Source organism: Microbacterium sp. 1.5R (genome assembly GCF_001889265.1).
Lineage (GTDB): Bacteria > Actinomycetota > Actinomycetes > Actinomycetales > Microbacteriaceae > Microbacterium.
In genome coordinates this window covers 202,333-222,436 of the sequence record NZ_CP018151.1, presented here as the reverse complement: position 1 = coordinate 222,436, position 20,104 = coordinate 202,333, and the positions used below count along the sequence as shown (strand labels likewise).

Annotated in this window: 15 protein-coding genes; 13 read left to right on the top strand and 2 right to left on the bottom strand. The window is 64.1% G+C overall.

Features of this window, described 5'->3' with window-relative positions; genetic code table 11:
- Nucleotides 1-30: 30 nt before the first annotated feature.
- From BMW26_RS01085 to BMW26_RS01055, 7 genes are all read left to right on the top strand, one after another.
- The gene (locus tag BMW26_RS01085; RefSeq protein WP_072590516.1) at nucleotides 31-939 is read left to right on the top strand and encodes a LysR family transcriptional regulator; all 909 of its coding nucleotides are present in this window, start codon (nucleotides 31-33) and stop codon (nucleotides 937-939) included.
- A gap of 124 nt (nucleotides 940-1,063) precedes the next feature.
- Nucleotides 1,064-2,770, top strand: a complete 1,707-nt coding sequence (locus BMW26_RS01080; protein ID WP_157557382.1) for a dipeptide ABC transporter ATP-binding protein — start codon at nucleotides 1,064-1,066, stop codon at nucleotides 2,768-2,770.
- Nucleotides 2,771-3,130: 360 nt separating this feature from the next.
- Nucleotides 3,131-4,207 (top strand): extracellular solute-binding protein, encoded by a 1,077-nt coding sequence (locus tag BMW26_RS01075; protein ID WP_053098430.1) that lies wholly within the window; start codon nucleotides 3,131-3,133, stop codon nucleotides 4,205-4,207.
- Between the two features lie 47 nt (nucleotides 4,208-4,254).
- Nucleotides 4,255-5,271 carry an ABC transporter ATP-binding protein gene (locus BMW26_RS01070; protein WP_072590515.1) on the top strand — a complete coding sequence of 339 codons (1,017 nt, stop codon included), beginning with the start codon at nucleotides 4,255-4,257 and terminating at the stop codon, nucleotides 5,269-5,271.
- An 82-nt stretch (nucleotides 5,272-5,353) separates the two neighbouring features.
- Nucleotides 5,354-7,147 carry an ABC transporter permease gene (locus BMW26_RS01065; RefSeq protein WP_232224518.1) on the top strand — a complete coding sequence of 598 codons (1,794 nt, stop codon included), beginning with the start codon at nucleotides 5,354-5,356 and terminating at the stop codon, nucleotides 7,145-7,147.
- Nucleotides 7,144-8,181, top strand: a complete 1,038-nt coding sequence (locus BMW26_RS01060) for a LacI family DNA-binding transcriptional regulator (RefSeq protein WP_072590514.1) — start codon at nucleotides 7,144-7,146, stop codon at nucleotides 8,179-8,181. The genes BMW26_RS01065 and BMW26_RS01060 overlap by 4 nt, the downstream gene beginning before the upstream one ends.
- A 40-nt stretch (nucleotides 8,182-8,221) precedes the next feature.
- Entirely contained in the window at nucleotides 8,222-9,106 is an 885-nt protein-coding gene (locus BMW26_RS01055; RefSeq protein WP_072590513.1) for a metallophosphoesterase, read from the top strand.
- A gap of 19 nt (nucleotides 9,107-9,125) precedes the next feature.
- Here the strand turns inward: BMW26_RS01055 and BMW26_RS17705 are convergent, their stop codons facing one another.
- The gene (locus BMW26_RS17705; RefSeq protein WP_072590512.1) at nucleotides 9,126-9,389 is read right to left on the bottom strand and encodes an HAD hydrolase-like protein; all 264 of its coding nucleotides are present in this window, start codon (nucleotides 9,387-9,389) and stop codon (nucleotides 9,126-9,128) included.
- A gap of 27 nt (nucleotides 9,390-9,416) precedes the next feature.
- Here BMW26_RS17705 and BMW26_RS01045 point away from each other — a divergent pair, with 27 nt between their 5' ends.
- On the top strand, nucleotides 9,417-10,013 hold the full coding sequence (locus BMW26_RS01045; RefSeq protein ID WP_072590511.1) for a hypothetical protein: 597 nt from the start codon (nucleotides 9,417-9,419) through the stop codon (nucleotides 10,011-10,013).
- Nucleotides 10,014-10,275: 262 nt separating this feature from the next.
- On the opposite strand, the gene BMW26_RS17530 is transcribed toward BMW26_RS01045, so the two are convergent.
- Nucleotides 10,276-10,479, bottom strand: coding sequence for a TIGR02391 family protein (locus BMW26_RS17530; protein WP_157557379.1), 204 nt, complete (start codon nucleotides 10,477-10,479; stop codon nucleotides 10,276-10,278).
- A gap of 33 nt (nucleotides 10,480-10,512) precedes the next feature.
- Between BMW26_RS17530 and BMW26_RS01035 the strand changes: the two genes are divergently transcribed.
- The 5 genes from BMW26_RS01035 to BMW26_RS01015 all read left to right on the top strand — a co-directional run bounded on the left by BMW26_RS01035 (nucleotide 10,513) and on the right by BMW26_RS01015 (nucleotide 20,018).
- The gene (locus tag BMW26_RS01035) at nucleotides 10,513-11,037 is read left to right on the top strand and encodes a hypothetical protein (RefSeq protein WP_072590509.1); all 525 of its coding nucleotides are present in this window, start codon (nucleotides 10,513-10,515) and stop codon (nucleotides 11,035-11,037) included.
- A 728-nt stretch (nucleotides 11,038-11,765) separates the two neighbouring features.
- The gene (locus BMW26_RS01030; protein WP_072590508.1) at nucleotides 11,766-13,553 is read left to right on the top strand and encodes a GmrSD restriction endonuclease domain-containing protein; all 1,788 of its coding nucleotides are present in this window, start codon (nucleotides 11,766-11,768) and stop codon (nucleotides 13,551-13,553) included.
- Nucleotides 13,554-13,677: 124 nt separating this feature from the next.
- A complete protein-coding gene (locus BMW26_RS01025) occupies nucleotides 13,678-15,621 on the top strand; it encodes a type I restriction-modification system subunit M (protein WP_083569248.1) in 1,944 nt (647 codons plus the stop codon).
- An 11-nt stretch (nucleotides 15,622-15,632) separates the two neighbouring features.
- Complete coding sequence (locus BMW26_RS01020; RefSeq protein WP_072590506.1) at nucleotides 15,633-16,895, top strand: restriction endonuclease subunit S; 1,263 nt, start codon at nucleotides 15,633-15,635, stop codon at nucleotides 16,893-16,895.
- 30 nt (nucleotides 16,896-16,925) lie between these two features.
- Entirely contained in the window at nucleotides 16,926-20,018 is a 3,093-nt protein-coding gene (locus tag BMW26_RS01015; protein ID WP_072590505.1) for a type I restriction endonuclease subunit R, read from the top strand.
- Nucleotides 20,019-20,104: the final 86 nt, after the last annotated feature.

The following is a 20,104-nucleotide window of genomic DNA, read 5'->3' as shown; positions in this document are numbered from 1 at the left end:
CTCGCACTGATTGATGTCGGGAGTGGATCGATGATCTCGCTGGTACAGCTCGAATGCTTCATCGCCGTCGCGGAGGAACTACACTTCGGTGCGGCCGCGACCCGGCTCAAGATGACGCAGCCGCCGCTCAGTCGGCAGATCCAGCAGCTCGAGCGCGAGCTGTCGACGAGGCTCTTCGATCGCACCAGCCGTCGCGTCGCGCTGACTCAGGCCGGGCGCGCGCTGCTCCCCAACGCGCGGCGCCTGATCGACCTCGCGGCGAAGGCGGTCTCGGACGTGCGCTCGGTCGGCGAGGGCGCCGCCGGAACCGTCACGATCGCCTACACCGCGATGGCCGGGCAGGCCGTCGTGCCCGATCTGCTGCGTCGCGCGTCGGCCGAGCTGCCCGGCGTCACCCTGCTGCTGCGCGAACTCGTCTCGCTCGACCAGGTGGAGGAGCTCGAGAAGGGCACGGTCGACATCGGCCTGATGCGGCCACTGCTCGCCCGACCGCAGATCAGCAGCCGTGCGGTCTACCGCGAGCGGCTGGCGGTGGCGCTGCCCAGCGACTCGGCACTGGCGCAGCGCGCCGAGCCCGTGAAGCTCATCGACCTCAAGGACGAGTCGCTGCTCATGTACTCCCCGAGCGGCGCGCGCTACTTCCACGACCTGCTGCTGTCGATGTTCGTGGCGAGCGGGGTGCACCCGCACATCGTGCAGTACGCCGGGCAGGTGCCCGCCCTGCTGGCGATGGTCAGCGCCGGCATCGGGTTCACGCTCGTGCCGCAGTCCGCCGAGCGGATCTCTCCCGACACCGTGACGCTGCTGCCGATCAGCGAGGCCGATCCGTCGTCGCGGGTGAACAGCGTCGAGCTCGACATCGCGTGGAACTCCGAGTCGCACAATCCCCTCGTCGAGCGTCTGCTGAATCTGATCGACGACGTGGATCACGACGGCTGATCTATGCAGTGGGCGCATTGCCCAATGCCGATGTAGTGCTTGATCGGGATGAATCCCCACGCCTAGCGTGAACGAGAAGATGATCAGTGCTGATGACACGACCCGTGCTCGACGAGGAGGACGCATGCCGAAGGACATCGCCGCGACCGCCGATGAGTCCGCCCGACTCGGTGAGGCCGTGAACCCGACACCCGGCGGCCGACCCGCCGCGCGTGACGACATTCTGCGCGTCGAGGATCTGCGCGTCGCCTATCGGATCGGCGACCGCGAGGTCGATGCGGTGCGCGGGGTGAACCTCAGCGTGGGCCGCGGAGAAGTGGTCGCGATCGTCGGCGAATCCGGATCCGGCAAGAGCACGGTCGCGCAGTCGATCATGAATCTCCTCGCGCCGAACGCCGAGGTCACCGGCGGGCGCATCGAATTCGACGGCGAAGACCTGATCCCGCTGAGCGAACGCCGCTGGCGCAGCATCCGGGGCCGTCTGATCGGACTGGTCCCCCAGGACCCCGCACTCTCTCTCAACCCGGTGCGGCGCGTGGGCGTGCAGGTGGCGGAGCCGCTGCTCGTGCACGGACTCGCGACCAAGCACGACGCGCATGATCGTGCCGTCGAACTGCTCGAGATGGCAGGACTGACGTATCCGGCCGAGCGGGCGAAGCAGTATCCGCACCAGTTCTCGGGCGGCATGAAGCAGCGCGCGCTGATCGCGGGAGCGCTGGCCGCGCAGCCGAGCCTGATCATCGCCGACGAGCCGACGAGCGCCCTCGACGTCACCGTGCAGAAGCAGATCCTCGACCACCTCGCGAACCTCACGCAGGAGCTGGGCACCGCGATCCTGCTCATCACCCACGACCTGGGCATGGCGGCCGAGCGGGCCGACCGGGTCGTCGTCATGAAGCAGGGCGAGATCGTGGACTCCGGTCCGGCGGCGCGGGTGATGACCGCGCCGACGCACGAATACACCCGCAAGCTCATCGCCGCCGCACCGCGGCTGAGCGCGCATGAGCGGCGGACGGCATCCACCCAGGCACGCATCGAGTTCGGCGGCGAGCCGATCGTCCGGGTCTCCGAGCTCACCAAGGTCTTCCCGCTGCCCAAGGGCGAGGGCGAGCGCCGCTCGCTGACCGCCGTCGACGCCGTCTCACTCGAGGTGCGCCGCGGCGAGACACTCGCCGTCGTGGGCGAGTCGGGGTCGGGCAAGAGCACGCTCGCGCGACTCGTGCTGCGGCTGGAGGAGCCGACCTCTGGGTCGATCTCCTTCGCCGGCGAGGACATCACGCACCTGAAGGGCGAGAAGCTGCGTCAGCTGCGGCGGCGGTTCCAGATGGTCTACCAGAGCCCGTTCGACTCCCTGAATCCGCGCATGACGATCGAGCAGCTCATCACCGAGCCGCTGCTGTCGTTCGGCGAGGGCGATCGGTCGTCGAGGTCGAAGCGCGCCGTCGAGCTGTCGGAGCAGGTCGCCCTTCCCGACGGGATGCTGGGTCGGTTCCCCGACGAGCTGTCGGGCGGTCAGCGGCAGCGCGTGGCCATCGCCCGTGCCCTCGCGCTCGACCCGGAGTTCCTCGTGCTCGACGAGGCCGTCTCGGCGCTCGACGTGTCGGTGCAGGCGCAGATCCTCGCGCTGCTCGACGAACTGCAGCGCGAGCGCGAACTGAGCTACCTCTTCATCACGCACGACCTCGGTGTCGTCGCCGAGACCGCCGACCGCGTCGCCGTGCTCAAGCACGGCAAGCTCGTGGAGTGCGGCGATGCCGCGCAGATCTTCACGAGCCCGCAGGAGGAGTACACCCGGATGCTGATCGAGGCCGTTCCGGCGTTCTCCGCCTGACGCTCGCCCTCGGTTCGACCGCGCGTGAGTGGTCACTTTCGCATCCCTCACGGCCATTTCAGGTGCATTACTGACCACCCACCGCACGCCCCTCGCGTGAGTGGCCACTTTCGCACCCCTCGCGGCCACTTCAGGTGCATTACTGACCACCCACCGCACAGGCGTCAGGCGTCAGGCGTCGGGCGTCGGGCGAGGCACAGCGTCGACAGTTCACCTCGCACTCCCCGTGCGTTCACCTCGGAGGCTTATCTTGAGTGCGGTCGCGCGAACGCGGCTAAGAATCAGACAGATCGTTGTACGTAAACCACAACATCGCGGTAAGGTCGGATCAGACACACCTCGATGACGAGAAAGGCGACCATGGTCGACATCCGAAAGAAGCGCTGGTCTCTCCTGGGAATCGCTGCGGTGGCGGCCGTGACCCTGACCGGCTGCGCAGGCGGCAGCACCGAGTCCGACGGCGGTTCGAGCGACGGCGGGTCGGATGCGACCCTCATCGTCTACACGAACTCGAACAGCGACGGCCGTGGCGAGTGGATCACCGAGAAGGCCGCGGATGCCGGCATCGACATCGAGATCGTGGGTCTCGGCGGCGCCGACCTCACCAACCGCATCATCGCCGAGAAGAACAACCCCGTCGGCGACGTGGTGTTCGGTCTGAACAACATGTTCTTCGAGCAGCTCAAGGCCGAAGAGGCGATCACCGCCTACGAGCCCGAGTGGAGCGGCGAGGTTCCGGCCGATGCGGGCGACCCCGCTGACGGAGCGTTCTGGCCGCTCGTCGAGCAGGCCATCGTCACGGTCTATGACGAGAACACCATCACCGACGCCCCCTCCGACGAGGAGGACCTCTGGACCGACGAGGAGTACGCGGGCCGCTACGAGGTCAACCCGGCGCTCGGCCAGGCCACCCCGCAGCTCGTGCTCGCCAGCATCCTGTCGCGTCACCTCGACGAGGACGGCGACCTCGGCGTCAGCGACGAGGGCTGGGATCTCGTGAAGTCCTACTACGCCAATGGATCGCCGGCCGTCGAGGGCACCGACCTCTACGCCCGCATCACGCGTGGCGAGATCGACTACGGCGTGCTGCCCTCGAGCGGCATCGCGGCGCGCGACGAGGAGTACGGCACGAAGACCGGCATGATCGTGCCCGACTACGGCGTGCCGTATGTCACCGAGCAGATCGCGCAGATCAACGGCACCGGCAATGAGGAGAAGGCCCAGGAGTTCATCGACTGGTTCGGCAGCGCCGAGGTGCAGGGCGAGTTCGCGGCCGAGTTCAACTCGATGCCCGTCAACGAGGGTGCGGTCGAGCAGGCCAACCCCGAGGTCGTCGAACTCATGGGCACCCTCGACCGTCAGGACATCGACTTCGGCTTCGTGAGCGAGAACCTCGGTGCCTGGGTCGAGAAGGTCACGCTCGAGTACATCGGCTGATCGAGCCCGACACCACCACCCCCTCTCGCACTAGTCGGAAAGACACCATGATCCGTTTCGAAGATGTCGAGGTCGCGTTCGGCGATCACCGCGCGGTCTCGCACCTCGATCTGGAGATCCAGGAGGGTGAGTTCTTCACCCTCCTGGGTCCGTCCGGATGCGGCAAGACCACCGCCCTCCGCACACTCGCCGGGTTCGTCGAGCCGACGGGCGGTCGCATCCACATCAACGGCCGTGACGTCACTCGCGTGCCCAGTGAGAAGCGCGGCGTCGGGATGGTGTTCCAGAACTACGCTCTCTTCCCCAGCATGAACGTGCGCGAGAACATCGCGTTCGGGTTGTCGATCCAGAAGACGTCGAAGGCCGAGCAGCGCCGCCGCGTCGACGAGATCGCCGACCGCACGGGCCTCGCGCCGTCGCAGCTCGAGAAGAACGTCTCGGAGCTCTCGGGCGGGCAGCAGCAGCGTGTGGCGATCGCCCGCGCGCTCGCGCTGACCCCCAGCATCCTGCTGCTCGATGAGCCGCTGTCGAACCTCGACGCCAAGCTGCGCGTGCAGCTGCGCGAGCAGCTGAAAGACCTGCAGCACGAGGTCGGTGTGACCACGGTCTACGTGACGCACGATCAGGAAGAGGCACTGACCCTCAGCGACCGCATCGCCGTGCTCGACGCCGGCACGCTGCAGCAGGTCGGCACCCCCGAGGAGATCTACGACCGCAGCGCGACGCCGTTCGTCTGCCGGTTCATCGGCGAGAACAACCGCCTCAGTCCGGCGCAGATCACGAGCCTCGGTGGCGGGCTGGATGCCACGGCCGAGAGCTACGTGCGGCCCGAGAAGCTGCACCTCGCCGAGGCGGGCGACAGCTCGACGGCATCCGCGTCGCTCGATGGCACGATCGTCGACCGCACGTACCACGGCAGCCACAGCGTCTACACGGTGACGGCAGAGGATGCTGCGCTGCGCGTCAGCGTTCCCGCTGCGGCGAGCGCGCGCCAGTGGAACCCCGGCGACGCGGTGCGCGTCGACGTGGACCCGCGCTGGATCCTGCAGTATCCGGCGGCGTGACATGTCGGATGCTCGGAACCCCCAGAACCCCTCACACCCCGCGGTCCCGCCCTCAGCGGCCGTGACCGGAGAAGCCGGCTCCTTGACGACCGAAGCTGTCGTCGAGGGTCAGACGGCGGGACCGCGGCTCAACAAGAGAGGGCGCCCCGGCAGCGTGAAGGCGATGCTCCGCTCGCCCCTCGCCTGGATCACGGGCATCATCGTGATCTGGTTCGCCGCGGCGTTCCTCGTGCTTCCCAACGCCGCCCTGCTCGGGGTCACGTTCTTCCCCGACGGGCAGTTCAGCATCCGTGCCGTCGAGAAGCTGTTCGGCAGCGAGCGTGCGCTGAAGACGCTCGGCAACAGCTTCCTGCTCGCGGTCACGCTGTCGATCACGGTCAACGTGGTCGGTGTGTTCATCGTGCTGGTGACGAAGTACTTCCAGGTGCGCGGAGCGAAGATCCTCTGGCTCGGCTATGCCACGACCCTGATCTACGGCGGCATCGTGCTGGCCGCCGGTTACAACTTCATCTACGGCCGGTTCGGGTTCTTCACGAACATGATGGTCAACTGGTGGCCCGACATGGACCGCGACTGGTTCTCGGGATACTTCGCGGTCGTCTTCGTGATGACGTTCGCGACCACCACCAACCACATGCTGTTCCTCTCGTCATCGCTCGGCAAAGTCGACTACGCGTCGATCGAGGCGGCGAAGCTCATGGGGGCGTCGACCTGGACGATCCTCCGCCGCATCGTGCTGCCGGTGATGAAGCCGATGCTGTTCGCCGTCACGGTGCTCACATTCCTCATCGGGCTCGGGGCGCTGACGGCTCCGCTCGTGCTCGGCGGGCCCGACTTCCAGACGGTCGCGCCGCTGATCATCGACCTCTCGCGCAGCCCCATCACGCGTGACATCGCGGCCCTGCTGGCGATCGTGCTCGGCATCGCGACGATCATCCTGCTCGCGATCATGAACCGCTTCGAGAAGTCGGGTGTGTACTTCTCGGTCGCGAAGGTGGCGACGCCGATCCAGAAGCAGAAGATCCGCACCCCGTTCGCGAACGTCGTCGTGCACGTCATCGCGTACCTCCTGTGGGTGATCTACCTGATCCCGGTCGTGCTGATCGTGATCTTCTCGTTCGTCGATGCGCGCAGCATCCTCGCCGGATCCATCACGCTCGACAGCTTCACGCTCGACAACTACGTCACCGTGTTCTCGAGCGCCGAGGCGATCCGTCCGTTCATCGTCAGCGTCGTCTACAGCGCCGTGGCGTCGATCGTCGTGGTCGGCGGTCTGCTGTTCGTGGCACGGATGCTGCAGAAGCACCGCAACCTGCTGACCACCGCGATCGAGTACATGCTGCACATCCCGTGGATCCTGCCGATCGTGCTGATCGCGCTCGCCCTGGTGACCGCGTTCGACGAACCGCGGGCGATCGTGGGCGGCTTCGTGCTCACCGGCACGCCGATCCTGCTGCTCATCGCCTACATCTGCGTGAAGATCCCGTTCACGCTGCGCCTGCTCAAGGCCGGGTTCGCGTCGGTGCCCGATTCGCTCGAAGACGCCTCGCGGATCCTCGGTGCGAAGTCGCTGACGACGTTCCGCAAGGTGCTGGTGCCGCTGGTGCTGCCGACGGCCGCGGCGATCACGGCACTGAACTTCAACAGCCTGCTCGACGACTACGACGCGGCGATCTTCCTCTACCACCCGCTGTTCAAGCCGCTCGGTGTGGCGATTCAAGAGAGCACGCGCGGCGAGAACAATCTCGACGCGATGCCGATCACGTTCGTCTACACAGTTCTGCTCATGATCATCATGGGTGTCACCATGTATCTCGTGTATGGACGAGGTTCGCGCGCCGGAGCGCCCCGCAAGGCCAAGAAGGCGCGCGCGTGAGTGGTGCATCGCCTTCGGATGCTCCGGGGCTGCGTGTCACGGTCAGCGATGTCGCGGCGGCCGCCGGGGTCTCCCGTGCCACCGCGACGAGGGCACTCAAGGGCGAGGGCCGCTTCGCTCCCGAGACCCAGGAGCGGATCCTCGCCGAGGCCGAGCGCCTCGGATACGTGCGCAACACGATGGCCGCCGAGCTCGCCGCCGGGCGCACCGGAACCGTCGGACTGATGCTGCGCGATGCGAGCAACCCGGCCTACGGTCTGCTGTTCTCGCGGTTGCAGGATGAGGCGCACAGGCGTGGGCTCGACCTCGTGACCGTGACGATCGGCGCCGACGAGCAGGGAGCCGAGCAGGTCAACGCGCTGCACCGGCTGCTCGGCATGCGCGTCGCCGGACTGATCGTCGCGACCGGTGGCATCACGGCCGCGCAGCTCGAGCCGTTCGCCGACCAGGTGCCGATCGTGCGCGCGGGGCGGGTCGAGACGGCCGAGGGGATTCACACCGCGCACTACGACGATCCGGAGCACGGGCGTCTCTTGGCGTCGCATGTCTTGTCCCTGGGGCATCGGCGGGTGGTGGTGCTCTCCGGAGCGGAGGATGTGTCGTTCGCTGAGCATCTGCGGGCTTCGGCGATGGAATCGACGTTGGTCGCCGGCGGGGCGTCGGTGACTCGGGTGTCGGCGGGCGCTGCGCCGACCGATGGAGTGGATGAGGCGCTGGATGCCGTGCGAGCTGGGGCGACGGCTGTGATGTGTGCGTCGGACTATCGGCAGCTCGCGGTCATGCGGGCGTTGCGTGCTGCGGGGTTGTCTGTGCCCGGCGACGTGAGCGTGACGGGGTGCGACGGCATCCTTCCCGGTGCCGACCTGCTGGGGCTCACGACGCTGCGGATTCCCGTCGAGGCCGTTGCCGCCGCGGCTGTAGAGACGATGCAGCGGTTGCTCTCGGGATCGGGGGCTGAGTCGGATTCTGCGGAGACCGTGCGGCAGCCGTTCGTCGGAACTCTCGTGCCCGGGTCGACTGCCGCCGCCGTCTGACTTCTGTCTTGTACTTGTTCGTCGTCTCACTGGAAGAGAAATGATCCTCACCGAGCACTCTCGCCCATCGCACACCTTCGTGCACATCTCCGATACGCACCTTCCCGGTGAACGCGCGCCGCTGTATGGCAGTGGGGCGGATGCCGATGCGAACCTGGCTTCGGTGCTGTCGCGGTTGGTGTCTTCTGGCTTGAAGCCTGATGCGCTGTTGTTCACGGGGGATCTCGCGGATCGGGGAGATGCGTCGTCGTATCGGCGGTTGCGGGAGCTGGTGGAGCCGGCGGTTGAGGCGTTGGGGTGTGAGGTCGTGTGGGCCATGGGCAACCACGACGAGCGCGGGGCGATGCGGGCGGAGCTGGGGTTGCCCGGGGGCTCTTCAGATGCCGTGGTCGAGGTGCGCTGGTTCGGCGGGATGCGGGTGATCGTGCTGGACTCGACGGTTCCCGGGCAGCACTGGGGTCGGGTCGATGAGGCGCAGTTGGAGTGGCTGTCTGCGGAACTGTCGGCGCCTGCGCCGGAGGGTTCGCTGCTGTTGATCCATCACCCGCCGCTGCCCACGGTGCTCGACCTCGCGGTGACGGTCGAGCTGCGTGAGCAGGCTTCCCTTGCTGAGGTGTTGCGTGGTTCGGATGTGCGGGGGATCCTGTCGGGACACGTGCATCACCCGTCCTTCGGGACCTTCGCCGGGATTCCCGTGGCGGCCGCGTCGTCGAGTGCGTACGGGCAGGATCTCGCGCAGCCGGTTGGAGCTACGCGTGGGCAGGATGCTGCGCAGGGGTACAACCTCGTGCACGTGTACGACGGGACGATCGTGCACTCGGTCGTCGGGCTCGAGGTCGGGGCGGATGTCGGGGAGCCGGTTGCGGCAGATGAGGCCGGGCGGCGGATTGCTGGGCGGGGGATTTCTTGGCGGGAGCGGGTGTAGCCGGTTCAGGCCAGTACGTTCACTGCGTCAGGGCGTCGCGGAGTGCGGTAACTACCGTGAAGTGATGGATCGGAATGCCGAGGGTTTCTGCGCCGATGAGCTTCCTGGCGGAGTCGTCGGTGAAGAACACCTCGCGCGGTGCGAGCTGCAGCGAATCGAGGACGTGCTGGAACGCGCGTGCGTTGGGCTTCGTCCATCCGATCTCGGCGGAGTCGAAGACCGCCTCGAAGTTGGAGCCGAGTTTTGTCGACGTGGGCTCGACAGGGATCGCCTCGAGGCTCATCCCCGACTGAGCTGACAGGATAGGCGTGTGGATCTGTGGGAGTTTCTTGGAGGGCTTATCGCTCCGGCGTCCGGGATCATCGGCGCCCTGGGAGGTGTCGCCCTCACCAATCGACACGCGGCAACGATCGAGCGCACCAAAGCGTTGCGAGATACCCGATCGGCGGCGCGGGAGATGTTCTTCGAGTTCATCCAGACAGGAGAACGATGGTCGCATCTCGGTATCACGAGCACGATGAGTGCCATTACTGCGGTGAAGGGCGGTGCCACCGTGTCAGACGATCCTCCCCGAGCTCTCCTAGAGGAGTACAACGAGGCGCGGCTTGGTCACGTACAGATGAGCACCAAGATTCGTATGTTCGTCGGCGACGACGATCTACGTTCGCAAGTTGTTGAACTCAAGAACTCAGCGGAATCGGTGACGACCGTGATGTCTCCTATCTTTGAAGCGCTGCTCGACGGCCGTACGGGCGCTGACCGCATCACCTCGGCGCACGTGAACGCCGTGTTCCACTACTTTCAGACTTACGAAAAGGGTCTCAGCGAGTTTGAGGCGTCGGCTGTCCGATTCGTCGTCGAGCAGATAGACGACACCTCACGACACCGTCCCTCCGATAAGCCCTAGTGGCGTCGTAGACCGATCAGCACGCCACGGGACCACCAACATTAGCGAGGCCGATACCACTCATAGAGCCTCGCCGGCTGAGCGCTCTGCGATGCGGAAGAGAAGGTCGTCGAGGTGGATGATATTGGCGGCTTCGCTGGGGTCGTCGAAGTGCACGACTCGTCGTCCAGAGGCGTTCTTGAATGCTCCGATCGAGCCAGCGAGGAGCGCGGCAGGAGCCTTCCTCTCTGCGGCGCCTTCCCCGGTGGCTATTGGACCGTTCTCAGGATTGGGCCGTGTGCATCAGCGTGACACCGTAGGTGTCCGGGCCGAGATGGGCCAGGTCGCGCACGCGAATCTCTACTTGGTGCGTGGCGTCGAATATGGCGGCCTGGTAGCTGCCTCGTTCGAAGCTCGGTCGAGCTTCGGACAGCGCGGGATGAAGGTCAGCATGCAGGCGCATCGCGACCTCTTCGTGCGCTGCCACGGCGGATAGCTCCGACAGAGCTAAGATCGCCTCGTGATTGAACAGCCCGTCGACAAGAACGACCTACCAACCGAGGAAGAGGTCGTTACGGAGACTGAACACTTCCTTGAACGGGATGTCATCCACTACCACCGGATCTCCGATACCGCATACGGAATCAGCTGGATGCTCTACCCGGTCAACTCGCCACAACGACGTGAAGTCGCGGAGAGCCTTGCCCGATACTTCCATCGTGAAACGCACTTGGACTTCCCCCCATACACAGCCGGAGATGAGAACGAAGATCGTCTCGTGTACCTCGTGCGATCGATGCGCATTACTACAACAGTTCCCATCATCGCCGGTGCGGTTGGACTCCAGCGCGCTAGCGAGGGATGGGTCCTTACATGGATCTGGCTGCACCCATGGGAACGCCGGACCAGGCTCGTCGATGCCGTGTTTGACCTCCTCGATGAGGCCTTCGGTGATTTCTTCATCGAGGCCCCCATTAGCGGCGCTATGCGAGCTCTCATGACGAAGCGGCGTTACGAGTCGAGCCGGCTCGTGACGCGCGCGTGATGATCCCGCCGGCGTTCGGGCAGCGCTTGCGCGTGCCACTGGCCCACGGTCGCGGCTCCCTCTCGGCCGCTGCATAAAAAGGCCGGCTACCGCTGTGCGGTGGTTCCCTGCGGGCACTCAGGCGCGGTCTATGGGAACTCGGCACCGCTTTCCGTAGCGGTGCGCCCGCTCTGAGAGCGGCACCGAGGTCAACGCAAACTCCGCTCGTTGGATGAAGCTGACCGAGGAGCCGTGGCGGCCGCGCAGAGATCACCCAAGGTGACGAGCTCGTCCACTGGGACTCATTGCGCGATTCTCCGCGCCCCGCTCGGGCAGTTCACGAAGAACCGTCCGTTGCTCAAGAGTGCCAGGGTCAATGGTCACTACGCTCGCGATGCTCGCAGATGTCGCAGGGATCATGGCGCAAGTCGCTACGCAGCAGACGATGGGAGTCTCGATGCTGGGCAGCGGCGGTGGCGGACACGCGACGGCATCGGCAAGGTGAGCGGCGATGGCATGGTTGCGGCTCGCCGTATCGGCGCGGAGGGCGTCGGGGCCGCCGCGCGCCGGCGCCGAGGGCGCGGATAAGCACTCTCCGGCGGCGGGCCCGGCGACTTTCCGTCGACAATCCCGGGCGGCGAACGCACGTGGCGTTGGCGGCCATCATCGCGAGCATCTGCCACGATCGAGGCATGACACCGGAAGTTCACCATCGCCCCCTGCACTCACTCGTGAAGACTAGGTAGAGCATGGCCAAGTACTCTGTCCACCAGCAGCCCGTCGATACTCTCCTCACATGGGTAAAGTCCGGTCAGGTCGCGATTCCTGAGATGCAGCGGCCGTTCGTCTGGGACTCGACGAAGGTTCGCGACCTACTTGATTCGCTCTACAACGGCTTCCCCATCGGGTATCTCATCACGTGGCAGAGCGCAGATGTCGGATTGAAAGACGGATCGAAGTCAGCGTTCAGACAGATCCTGATCGACGGACAGCAGCGCATCACAGCAATGACAGCTGCGCTCGTGGGGCAGCAGGTTGTTGATAAGTCGTATCGGAAGAAGCGCATCAAGATCGCATTCAACCCGGCGACGGAGAAGTTCGCGACGCACACTCCGGTCGTTGATCGAGACCCGGCATGGATTTCCGACGTCGCGGAGTTCGTGAACGCACCGAACTTCTCGGCGACCAAGGCCTACCTCGACGCCAACCCCGGGGTGGATGCTGAAACCGCACAGCGGTCACTCGAGCGCCTTACTTCCATCAAGCAGGCGCAGGTCGGGATCATCACGCTGGCCGAGGATCTCGACATCGAGACCGTCACGGAGATCTTCATCCGCATCAACTCCAAGGGCGTTCCCCTCAGCAGCGCCGATTTCGCTATGAGCAAGATCGCTAGCCACGGTCAGTTCGGTGCGAACCTTCGCAAGCTCATCGACTATTTCTGCCATCTATCGGTTGCGCCCCATGTGTACGACGACATCGCAACGAACGATTCGGAGTTCGCGGCATCCCCGTACCTGAAAGCGATCAGTTGGCTCAAGAATGACTCGTCCGACCTTTACGATCCGAGCTACACCGACGTTATCCGCGTCGCTGGGATTAAAGAGTTCGGCCGCGGCAAGGTCGCGGCGCTGGTGAGCGTGCTCTCCGGCCGAGACTTCGAGACGCGCTCCTTCGACGAACAGCTCGCCATCGAATCGTTCGAGCGCCTCGAGCGGGTTCTCCTCGAGATCGTCAACCAGCGGAACTTCCAACAGTTCACGCTTACCATTCGCTCTGCCGGGTTCATCGCACCCCGATTGATCAGCTCGAAGAACGCGTTGAACTTCGCCTACGCGCTGTATCTGAAGCTGCGTTCGGAAGGCGCACCGAACGAAGCAGACATCAAGTACGTAGTCCGTAAGTGGTTCGTGATGTCGATCCTCACCGGACGGTACACGGGGAGCTTCGAGACGGCGTTCGAAGCGGATATCAAAAGGATCGACGACGTCGGCGCGCGTCGCGCTCTGGAGGATATCGAGGCCTCGCAGCTCGCGTCAAACTTCTGGGACGTGGCTCTGCCGATGGACATGAAGTCGTCGAGCGTGCGCAGCCCGTACTTCCTCACCTTCCTGGCGGCTCAGGCCCACACCGGCGCGAAGGGCTTCCTCTCAAAGAACGTGACGATCTCGAGCATGATCGAAGAGGTTGGCGACATTCATCACGTCGTGCCGAAGAACTATCTGATCAAGAGCGGCATCAACGACCGCGGTGACTACAACCAGATCGCGAACTACGCGCTGACCGAGACCCCGATCAATATCGCAATCAAGGATCGAGCTCCGTCTGAGTATATGGGGCTCGTGGACGCACAGCTCACCTCCGGTGAGCTTCGGCTCGGTGAGATCACTTCGCTGGAAGAGCTTGAGGCGAACTTCGCGATGAACGCGGTTCCGACGAGCCTCACTTCAACGACGGCGACGTCTTACGCCACGTTCCTGGCCGAGCGGCGCACACTGATGGCACGGTATATCCGGGACTACTACGCCTCACTATAGGAAGGTCCGTTCGGCACCGACTTCCCGAGGCGTCCCACATCCTGACCCGGAACAGAAATTACCTGGGCCACGGACGGCGCGATCTAGACTTCAACACAGATCCATCGAGGAGAGCAAGACCACTGTGAGCAACAACCACGCGACCTTCATCTGGTCGATCGCTGACCTTCTCCGCGGGAGCTTCAAAGCGCACCAGTACGGCGACATCATCTTGCCGTTCACGGTGCTCCGTCGCCTCGACGCGGTGCTCGCACCGACCAAGCAGGCCGTTTTCGCTGCGGTCGAGCAGGCGAAGGCCGACGACATCCCGGTGCGCGCATCCCTGCTGAAGAACAAGGCAGGGCACACATACTCGTTCTGGAACGAGTCGATGTTCGATCTGAAGACGGCCCTCGGCGACTCGGAGAACCTCGCCGCGAACCTCTCGAACTACGTGACCGGCTTTTCGGAGAACGTGAAGGATATCTTCGACAAGTACAAGATCGCCGACCGCATCGCCGAACTCGACGAGCACAACCTCCTCTTCCTCGTCACGCAGCGCTTCGCTGAGGTCGACCTGTCTCCTACCGCTGTCCCAAACGAAGAGATGGGGCACATCTTCGAGGAGCTGATCCGCAAGTTCGCGGAGGCTTCGAACGAGACGGCTGGTGAGCACTTCACCCCGCGGGATGTGATCGAGCTGATGGTCGACATCCTCCTGGCACCCGAGTCCGAAACACTCGCGAAGGCGAACGTCGTGCGCTCGGTCTATGACCCAACCGCGGGAACTGGCGGAATGCTGTCGGTGGCCGAGGATCACATCCGCAGCGCGAACCCCAGCGCCACGCTCACCCTCGCGGGGCAAGAGATCAACCCGCAGTCGTACGCCATCTGTAAGGCCGACATGACCGTGAAGGGCCAGTCGGTGGATGCCATCTTCTTTGGCGACACCCTCCTGAACGACGGGCACGCGGGGGCGACGTTCAGCTACGGCCTGTCCAACCCACCCTTCGGGGTGGACTGGAAGAAGCAGCAGAAGGCTGTCACGGAAGAATACTCCCAGCGCGGCTTTGCGGGCCGTTTTGGCGCGGGCCTTCCCCGCGTTTCCGATGGCTCAATGCTCTTCCTCTTGCACCTCATCTCGAAGATGCGCAGCGCCCAGGACGGCGGTGGTCGCGCGGCCATCGTCCTCAACGGAAGCCCGCTCTTCACTGGTGGCGCCGGTTCCGGGGAGTCGAACATTCGCAAGTGGGTGCTTGAGCGCGACCTCCTAGAAGCGATCATCGCTCTGCCGACGGACATGTTCTACAACACCGGTATCGCTACGTATGTCTGGGTGCTTTCCACGAAGAAGAGCGCGGAACGAGTGGGAAGAGTTCAGCTCATCGACGGATCGAAGATGTTCCGGAAGATGCGCAAGGGGCTCGGATCCAAGCGCAACGAGCTGGCGTCCGATGACATCGCCGCCATCGTGGAGCTCTACGAGGACGGTGCCGACCATGCCCGGTCGAAGACGTTCGACGCGGAGGATTTCTTCTACCGAACGATCACCGTCGAACGACCTGTCCGCCTGAACTGGGCGCTTACGCCCGCGCGGTTCGCCGCTGCCCGGCAGGCGAAGACGTTGTCGAAGGTGGAGTGGGGCGCGTTTGTTGACCTCGCCGCCCCAGGGATCGCGCAGAGCACCGACCTCCGCGACTTTCGCACGAAACTGAACGCGCTTCTGAATCAGGGCGCCGTCAGCCTCACTGCGCCGCAGCTTAGGGCGCTTCTAGCCGGCCTTTCCCAACGCGACAAGAACGCGCCGATTGTGCTCGATTCGAAGAAGCGGCCCGAACCAGATCCGACCCTGCGTGACACCGAAAATGTGCCGTGGGCGGAGGATATTCACGCCTACTTCGAGCGTGAGGTGAAGCCGTTCGCGCCGGACGCGTGGATCGACGAGTCAAAGACCAGGGAAGGCTGCGAAATCCCCTTCACGCGCCACTTCTACGAGTATGTCCCGCCGCGGTCTCTCGCGGAGATCGACGCGGACCTCGAAGCGGTGCTGGGCCGTATTCGCGCGCGCCTTGAGGCGGTCAAGGCGTGACTCTGCTACCCATGTGGGCAACGTTCGACGAGGTCGATGCGCGGGCTGGCGACGCGTGGGAAAGCCTCCCCCTCCTCTCCGTGTCTCAGTACCGCGGCGTAATTCCACGTGCCGAGATCGACGACAGCGCCCCCCGCGCAGACGACCTGCGGATATACAAAACGTGCATCCCGGGCGACGTCATTCTGAACCGGATGAGTGCTTACAAGGGTGCCGTCGGTGTTTCCCGGTTCGCAGGGCTCGTCAGTCCGGACTACCTTGTCATGCGCCCCCGACCGGATGTATCCCCTGACTTCCTAGTGCATCTCATCAAGACTCCATGGTTTGTGGGCGAGATGAGTCGACTCGTGCGAGGTATTGGTTCCACCGAAGGCTCAAACGTTCGGACGCCCCGTATCGGACGGCGGGAGCTCGGCTCGATCAAGGTCGACATGCCACCGAAGAGAGAACAGATAGGGACCGTCGCATACCTCGACCGGGAGGCGGCGGAGATCGACGCGTTCATCGCGGATCAGGAAGTACTCATCGGGCTGCTCACCGAGCGGCGCGGCGCAACAATTAGCTACGCCGTTACCAAGGGCCTCGACACCTCCGCTTCCATGAAGGACAGCGGAAGTTCCGCATTGGGCGACATTCCATCGCATTGGAAGCCCGCCGCCATGCGCAGAGTCGTAAGCGAGTTCGTCCAGGGGGTGAGCCCGCAGGCGGAAGGCGGCCTGGCAGACGCGCACTCTATTGGCGTGCTTCGCGCCGGTTGTGTCAATGGCGGTACGTTCAACGAGCTAGACCATAAGCGGCTTAGTACGAGCTTCGGCTTCGACGACTCAATCCGAGTCCGCCTTGGCGATGTCATCGTGAATCGCGCAAGCGGCAGCCCAAAGCTCGTAGGTTCTGCCGCCCGCGTGCGTTCGCTTTCCTACAACCTCATCCTGTCCGACAAGACCTTCCGCTTATCTCCCGCCGATTCACTCGCGCCCGACTTCCTTGAACTGTTCTTGAACTCAGCCCCGTACCGCACCCAAGTTCTCGGCGCGATCAGCGGCGCGGAGGGTCTGGCCAACAACCTGCCAATGTCGGCCCTCAAGTCCATGACCATTCCTATTCCGCCGCTGACTGAACAGGTGAAAATAGCCGAGTACCTCCAACGCGAGACCGCCGAACTCGACGCGGCCATCGCCGACGCTCGCGAATCAATTGCCCTCTCCCGCGAGCGCCGCGCTGCGCTCATCTCAGCGGCGGTGACTGGCAAGATCGACATACGCGGCGCCGCGTAACTCGCACGACACCGACTGGGGGATACCACTTTGGGAATTCAGCACGAAGACGCGTTTGAGACCGAAATCTGCGAATACCTCGGAGCGCACGGCTGGGAGTACTCCCCGAACGATGACGGCTACGACCGCGACCGTGCACTCTTCCCCGCCGATGTCTTCGCCTGGCTGGAGGCGACCCAGCCCGATCAGGTGGACAAGCTCCTCAAGCCTGGCGCCACGCCGGCCGCGCACGACCTCGGTCGCAAGCAGATCCTCGATCGCATCGTTGCCGCGCAAACCAACGACCCGATGAATGGCGGCGGAACGCTCAATACGTTGAAGGCGCCGATCGGCGTCCTCAACGCAAAGTTTTCGCTCTTCCAAGCCCGCCCTGCAATCTCACTAAACCCCACGACACTCGCCCGCTTCGCCGCGAACCGAATCCGCGTAATGCGCCAGGTCACTTATTCCGCCAAGAACCAGAACCGCATTGACCTGGTGCTGTTCGTCAACGGCATCCCGGTCTCGACCATCGAGCTCAAGACGAACCTCACGCAAAACCTCGCGGCCGGCCTCAAGCAGTACGCAAACGATCGCAAGCCGGAGGCCGAACCGCTGCTCACCTTCGGGCGCGGCGTCCTAGTCCACTTCGTCGTCACCAACGAAGAAGTCCACATGACCACCAAGCTCGACGGCCCCAACACACGGTTCCTGCCGTTCAACAGGGGAAAGAACAACGGTGCAGGCAACGAAGCGATCCCCGGCACTAGCCCGACCGCCTACTTCTGGCAGGAGATCCTTGAACGCGACACCTGGCTTGATCTCCTCGGCCGTTTCCTGCACTACCGCTTTGAAGAGAAGACTGATCCGATCGACGGCAAGAGAACCTACGACAGATCTCTCCGCTTCCCGCGCTACCACCAGTGGCGGGCAGTCTCGAAGCTGGAACACACGGTCCTGGAGGAGGGCCCGGGGCACAACTACCTGATCCAGCACTCTGCCGGCTCGGGCAAGACGGATTCCATCGCCTGGGCGGCACATCGGATGGCCCAACTCCACTCGCCCAACGGAGACAAGGCTTTCGACGGGGTGATCGTCGTCTCCGACCGGCAGGTACTCGACGGTCAGCTTCGCCGCGCGGTGGAGCAGCTCGAAACGACCGCAGGGGTCTTCCAGCCCATCACGAGTGGCGGCGATGCATCCAAGTCTGCTCAGCTCGCGCAGGCGCTACTCGCGGGCAAGCAGATCATCGGCGTGACGTTGCAGACGTTCCCCCATGCCCTCAAAGTCATCGAAGAGAACACCGGGCTGGCGGGGCGGCACTACGCCGTTATCGCGGATGAAGCTCACTCTTCCCAGAGCGGCGAAGCTGCCGCTTCACTCAAGCAGGTTCTCACGGCGGGCGCCGAGCCGGAGGATGGGACAGCCCCTGATGCGGAGGACGTCCTGGCAGACATCATGGCCCGCAAGGTCGGGATTGGGGCGATCTCGTTCCTCGCCTTCACCGCCACACCCAAGGGCAAGACCGTCGAGCTCTTCGGACGCGAAGACGAGACCGGCACCAAGCGAGCCTTCGATCTCTACTCGATGAAGCAGGCGATCGAGGAGGGCTTCATCCTCGACGTCCTAAAGAACTACCTTCCCTACGACCTCGCTTTCAGCCTCGCCCACAAAGACACCGCGACGAGTGTGAATGTCGAGGTCGACACCTCCAAGGCGAGCAGCGAAGTGATGCGCTGGGTGCGTCTACACCCAACCAACATCTCTCAGAAGGTCGCGATCATCGTCGAGCACTTCCGCACGAACGTGCGCAGTGAACTAGGCGGGCGGGCGAAGGCGATGGTCGTGACCGGGTCCCGCAAGGAAGCCGTGCGCTACAAGCTCGCCATCGACACTTACCTGAAGGAGCACGAGCTCGACGGTCAGCTCGGCGCGCTCGTCGCATTCTCGGGCAGCGTCACCGATCTGGAATCCGGCGCCGACGAGTTCACCGAAGCCACGCTCAACCCGGGGCTCAAGGGACGGTCACTCGAGAAAGCGTTCGCCGGTGACGAGTTTCAGGTGATGATCGTTGCCAACAAGTTCCAGACCGGATTCGATCAGCCGTTACTCGTCGGGATGTACGTCGATAAGAAGCTGTCCGGGATCACGGCAGTGCAGACACTGTCGCGGCTTAACCGCGTCATTCCCGGCAAGGAGAACACCTACGCTCTCGACTTCGTCAATGACCCTGATGTCATCCTCGCGGCGTTCCAGGACTACTACGAAGACGCTGAGCTGACACGACCGTCCGACCCGAACATCATCCACGACATGCTCGGCAAACTCCGCAGCACGCACATCATCGACCCGCACGACGTTGACGCCGTGGTGGACGCGTGGCTGAACAAGACCAGCCACAACAAGCTGTACTCGCAGGTCAAAGCCTCACGCGACGTCTTCTGGGATCGGTGGCGCCTTGCCGTCGATGCCGTGGACGACCTTGAGAAGGCGCGCCTCGAAGAGTTCCGGGGCACGGTTTTCGCCTTCGTGCGCTCCTACGACTTCCTGTCGCAGATCATGGACTACGGCGACACCGACATCGAGAAGTGGGCGATCTTCCTGCGGGTGTACCGCCGGGTGATCGAACGCGAGGACGCGGACCCCGCCGCAGTCAACACCGACGATATCGTGCTAACTCACTACCGGCTGCGCAAGCTCGACGCAAAGAACCTCGGTCTCACCTCCGGTAAGCCCGGCGAGCTGAGCGGCATCACCGCGGCCGGCTCGGCTCAGCCGCGCGAGGCGAAGTACGGACTTCTGCAGGACGTGATCGACAAGATCAATGGCCTCTTTGCTGGGACTGACGTGGATGAGATCAATGGCGTCAGCGCGGCGGAAACAATTCTGCGCCATGTCGTTGACAACCCACGCATTCAGGCGGAGGCGATGGCGAACGGTCCTGTCGACTTCCAGACATCGCCGACGATCGCCGCCGAACTGGAGGATGTGATGTACGCATCGGCCGCGGGGCACAGCAAGGCGATGAAGGCTCTCCTGCAGAAGAGCGACTTTGCCGCGGTTGTGCAAGTGCTGTTGTCGATGGGGCTATATGAGAAGACCCGCGGCGAAGCGGAAAGAGCTGCTGGGGCATCGTCGTTATGAGCGCCACACCGCTATGAAGAACAGACGCAGCTAGCACAGTGGTTATCTCACGGGACTGCTGACGGTTCGGTTCACTCGTTGACGTG

Coding starts and splice junctions, on each gene's coding strand:
- BMW26_RS01085 (WP_072590516.1), top strand. CDS start 31: ATGATCTCGCTGGTACAGCTCGAATGCTTCATCGCCGTCGCGGAGGAA.
- BMW26_RS01080 (WP_157557382.1), top strand. CDS start 1,064: ATGCCGAAGGACATCGCCGCGACCGCCGATGAGTCCGCCCGACTCGGT.
- BMW26_RS01075 (WP_053098430.1), top strand. CDS start 3,131: ATGGTCGACATCCGAAAGAAGCGCTGGTCTCTCCTGGGAATCGCTGCG.
- BMW26_RS01070 (WP_072590515.1), top strand. CDS start 4,255: ATGATCCGTTTCGAAGATGTCGAGGTCGCGTTCGGCGATCACCGCGCG.
- BMW26_RS01055 (WP_072590513.1), top strand. CDS start 8,222: ATGATCCTCACCGAGCACTCTCGCCCATCGCACACCTTCGTGCACATC.
- BMW26_RS17705 (WP_072590512.1), bottom strand. CDS start 9,389: ATGAGCCTCGAGGCGATCCCTGTCGAGCCCACGTCGACAAAACTCGGC.
- BMW26_RS01030 (WP_072590508.1), top strand. CDS start 11,766: ATGGCCAAGTACTCTGTCCACCAGCAGCCCGTCGATACTCTCCTCACA.
- BMW26_RS01020 (WP_072590506.1), top strand. CDS start 15,633: ATGTGGGCAACGTTCGACGAGGTCGATGCGCGGGCTGGCGACGCGTGG.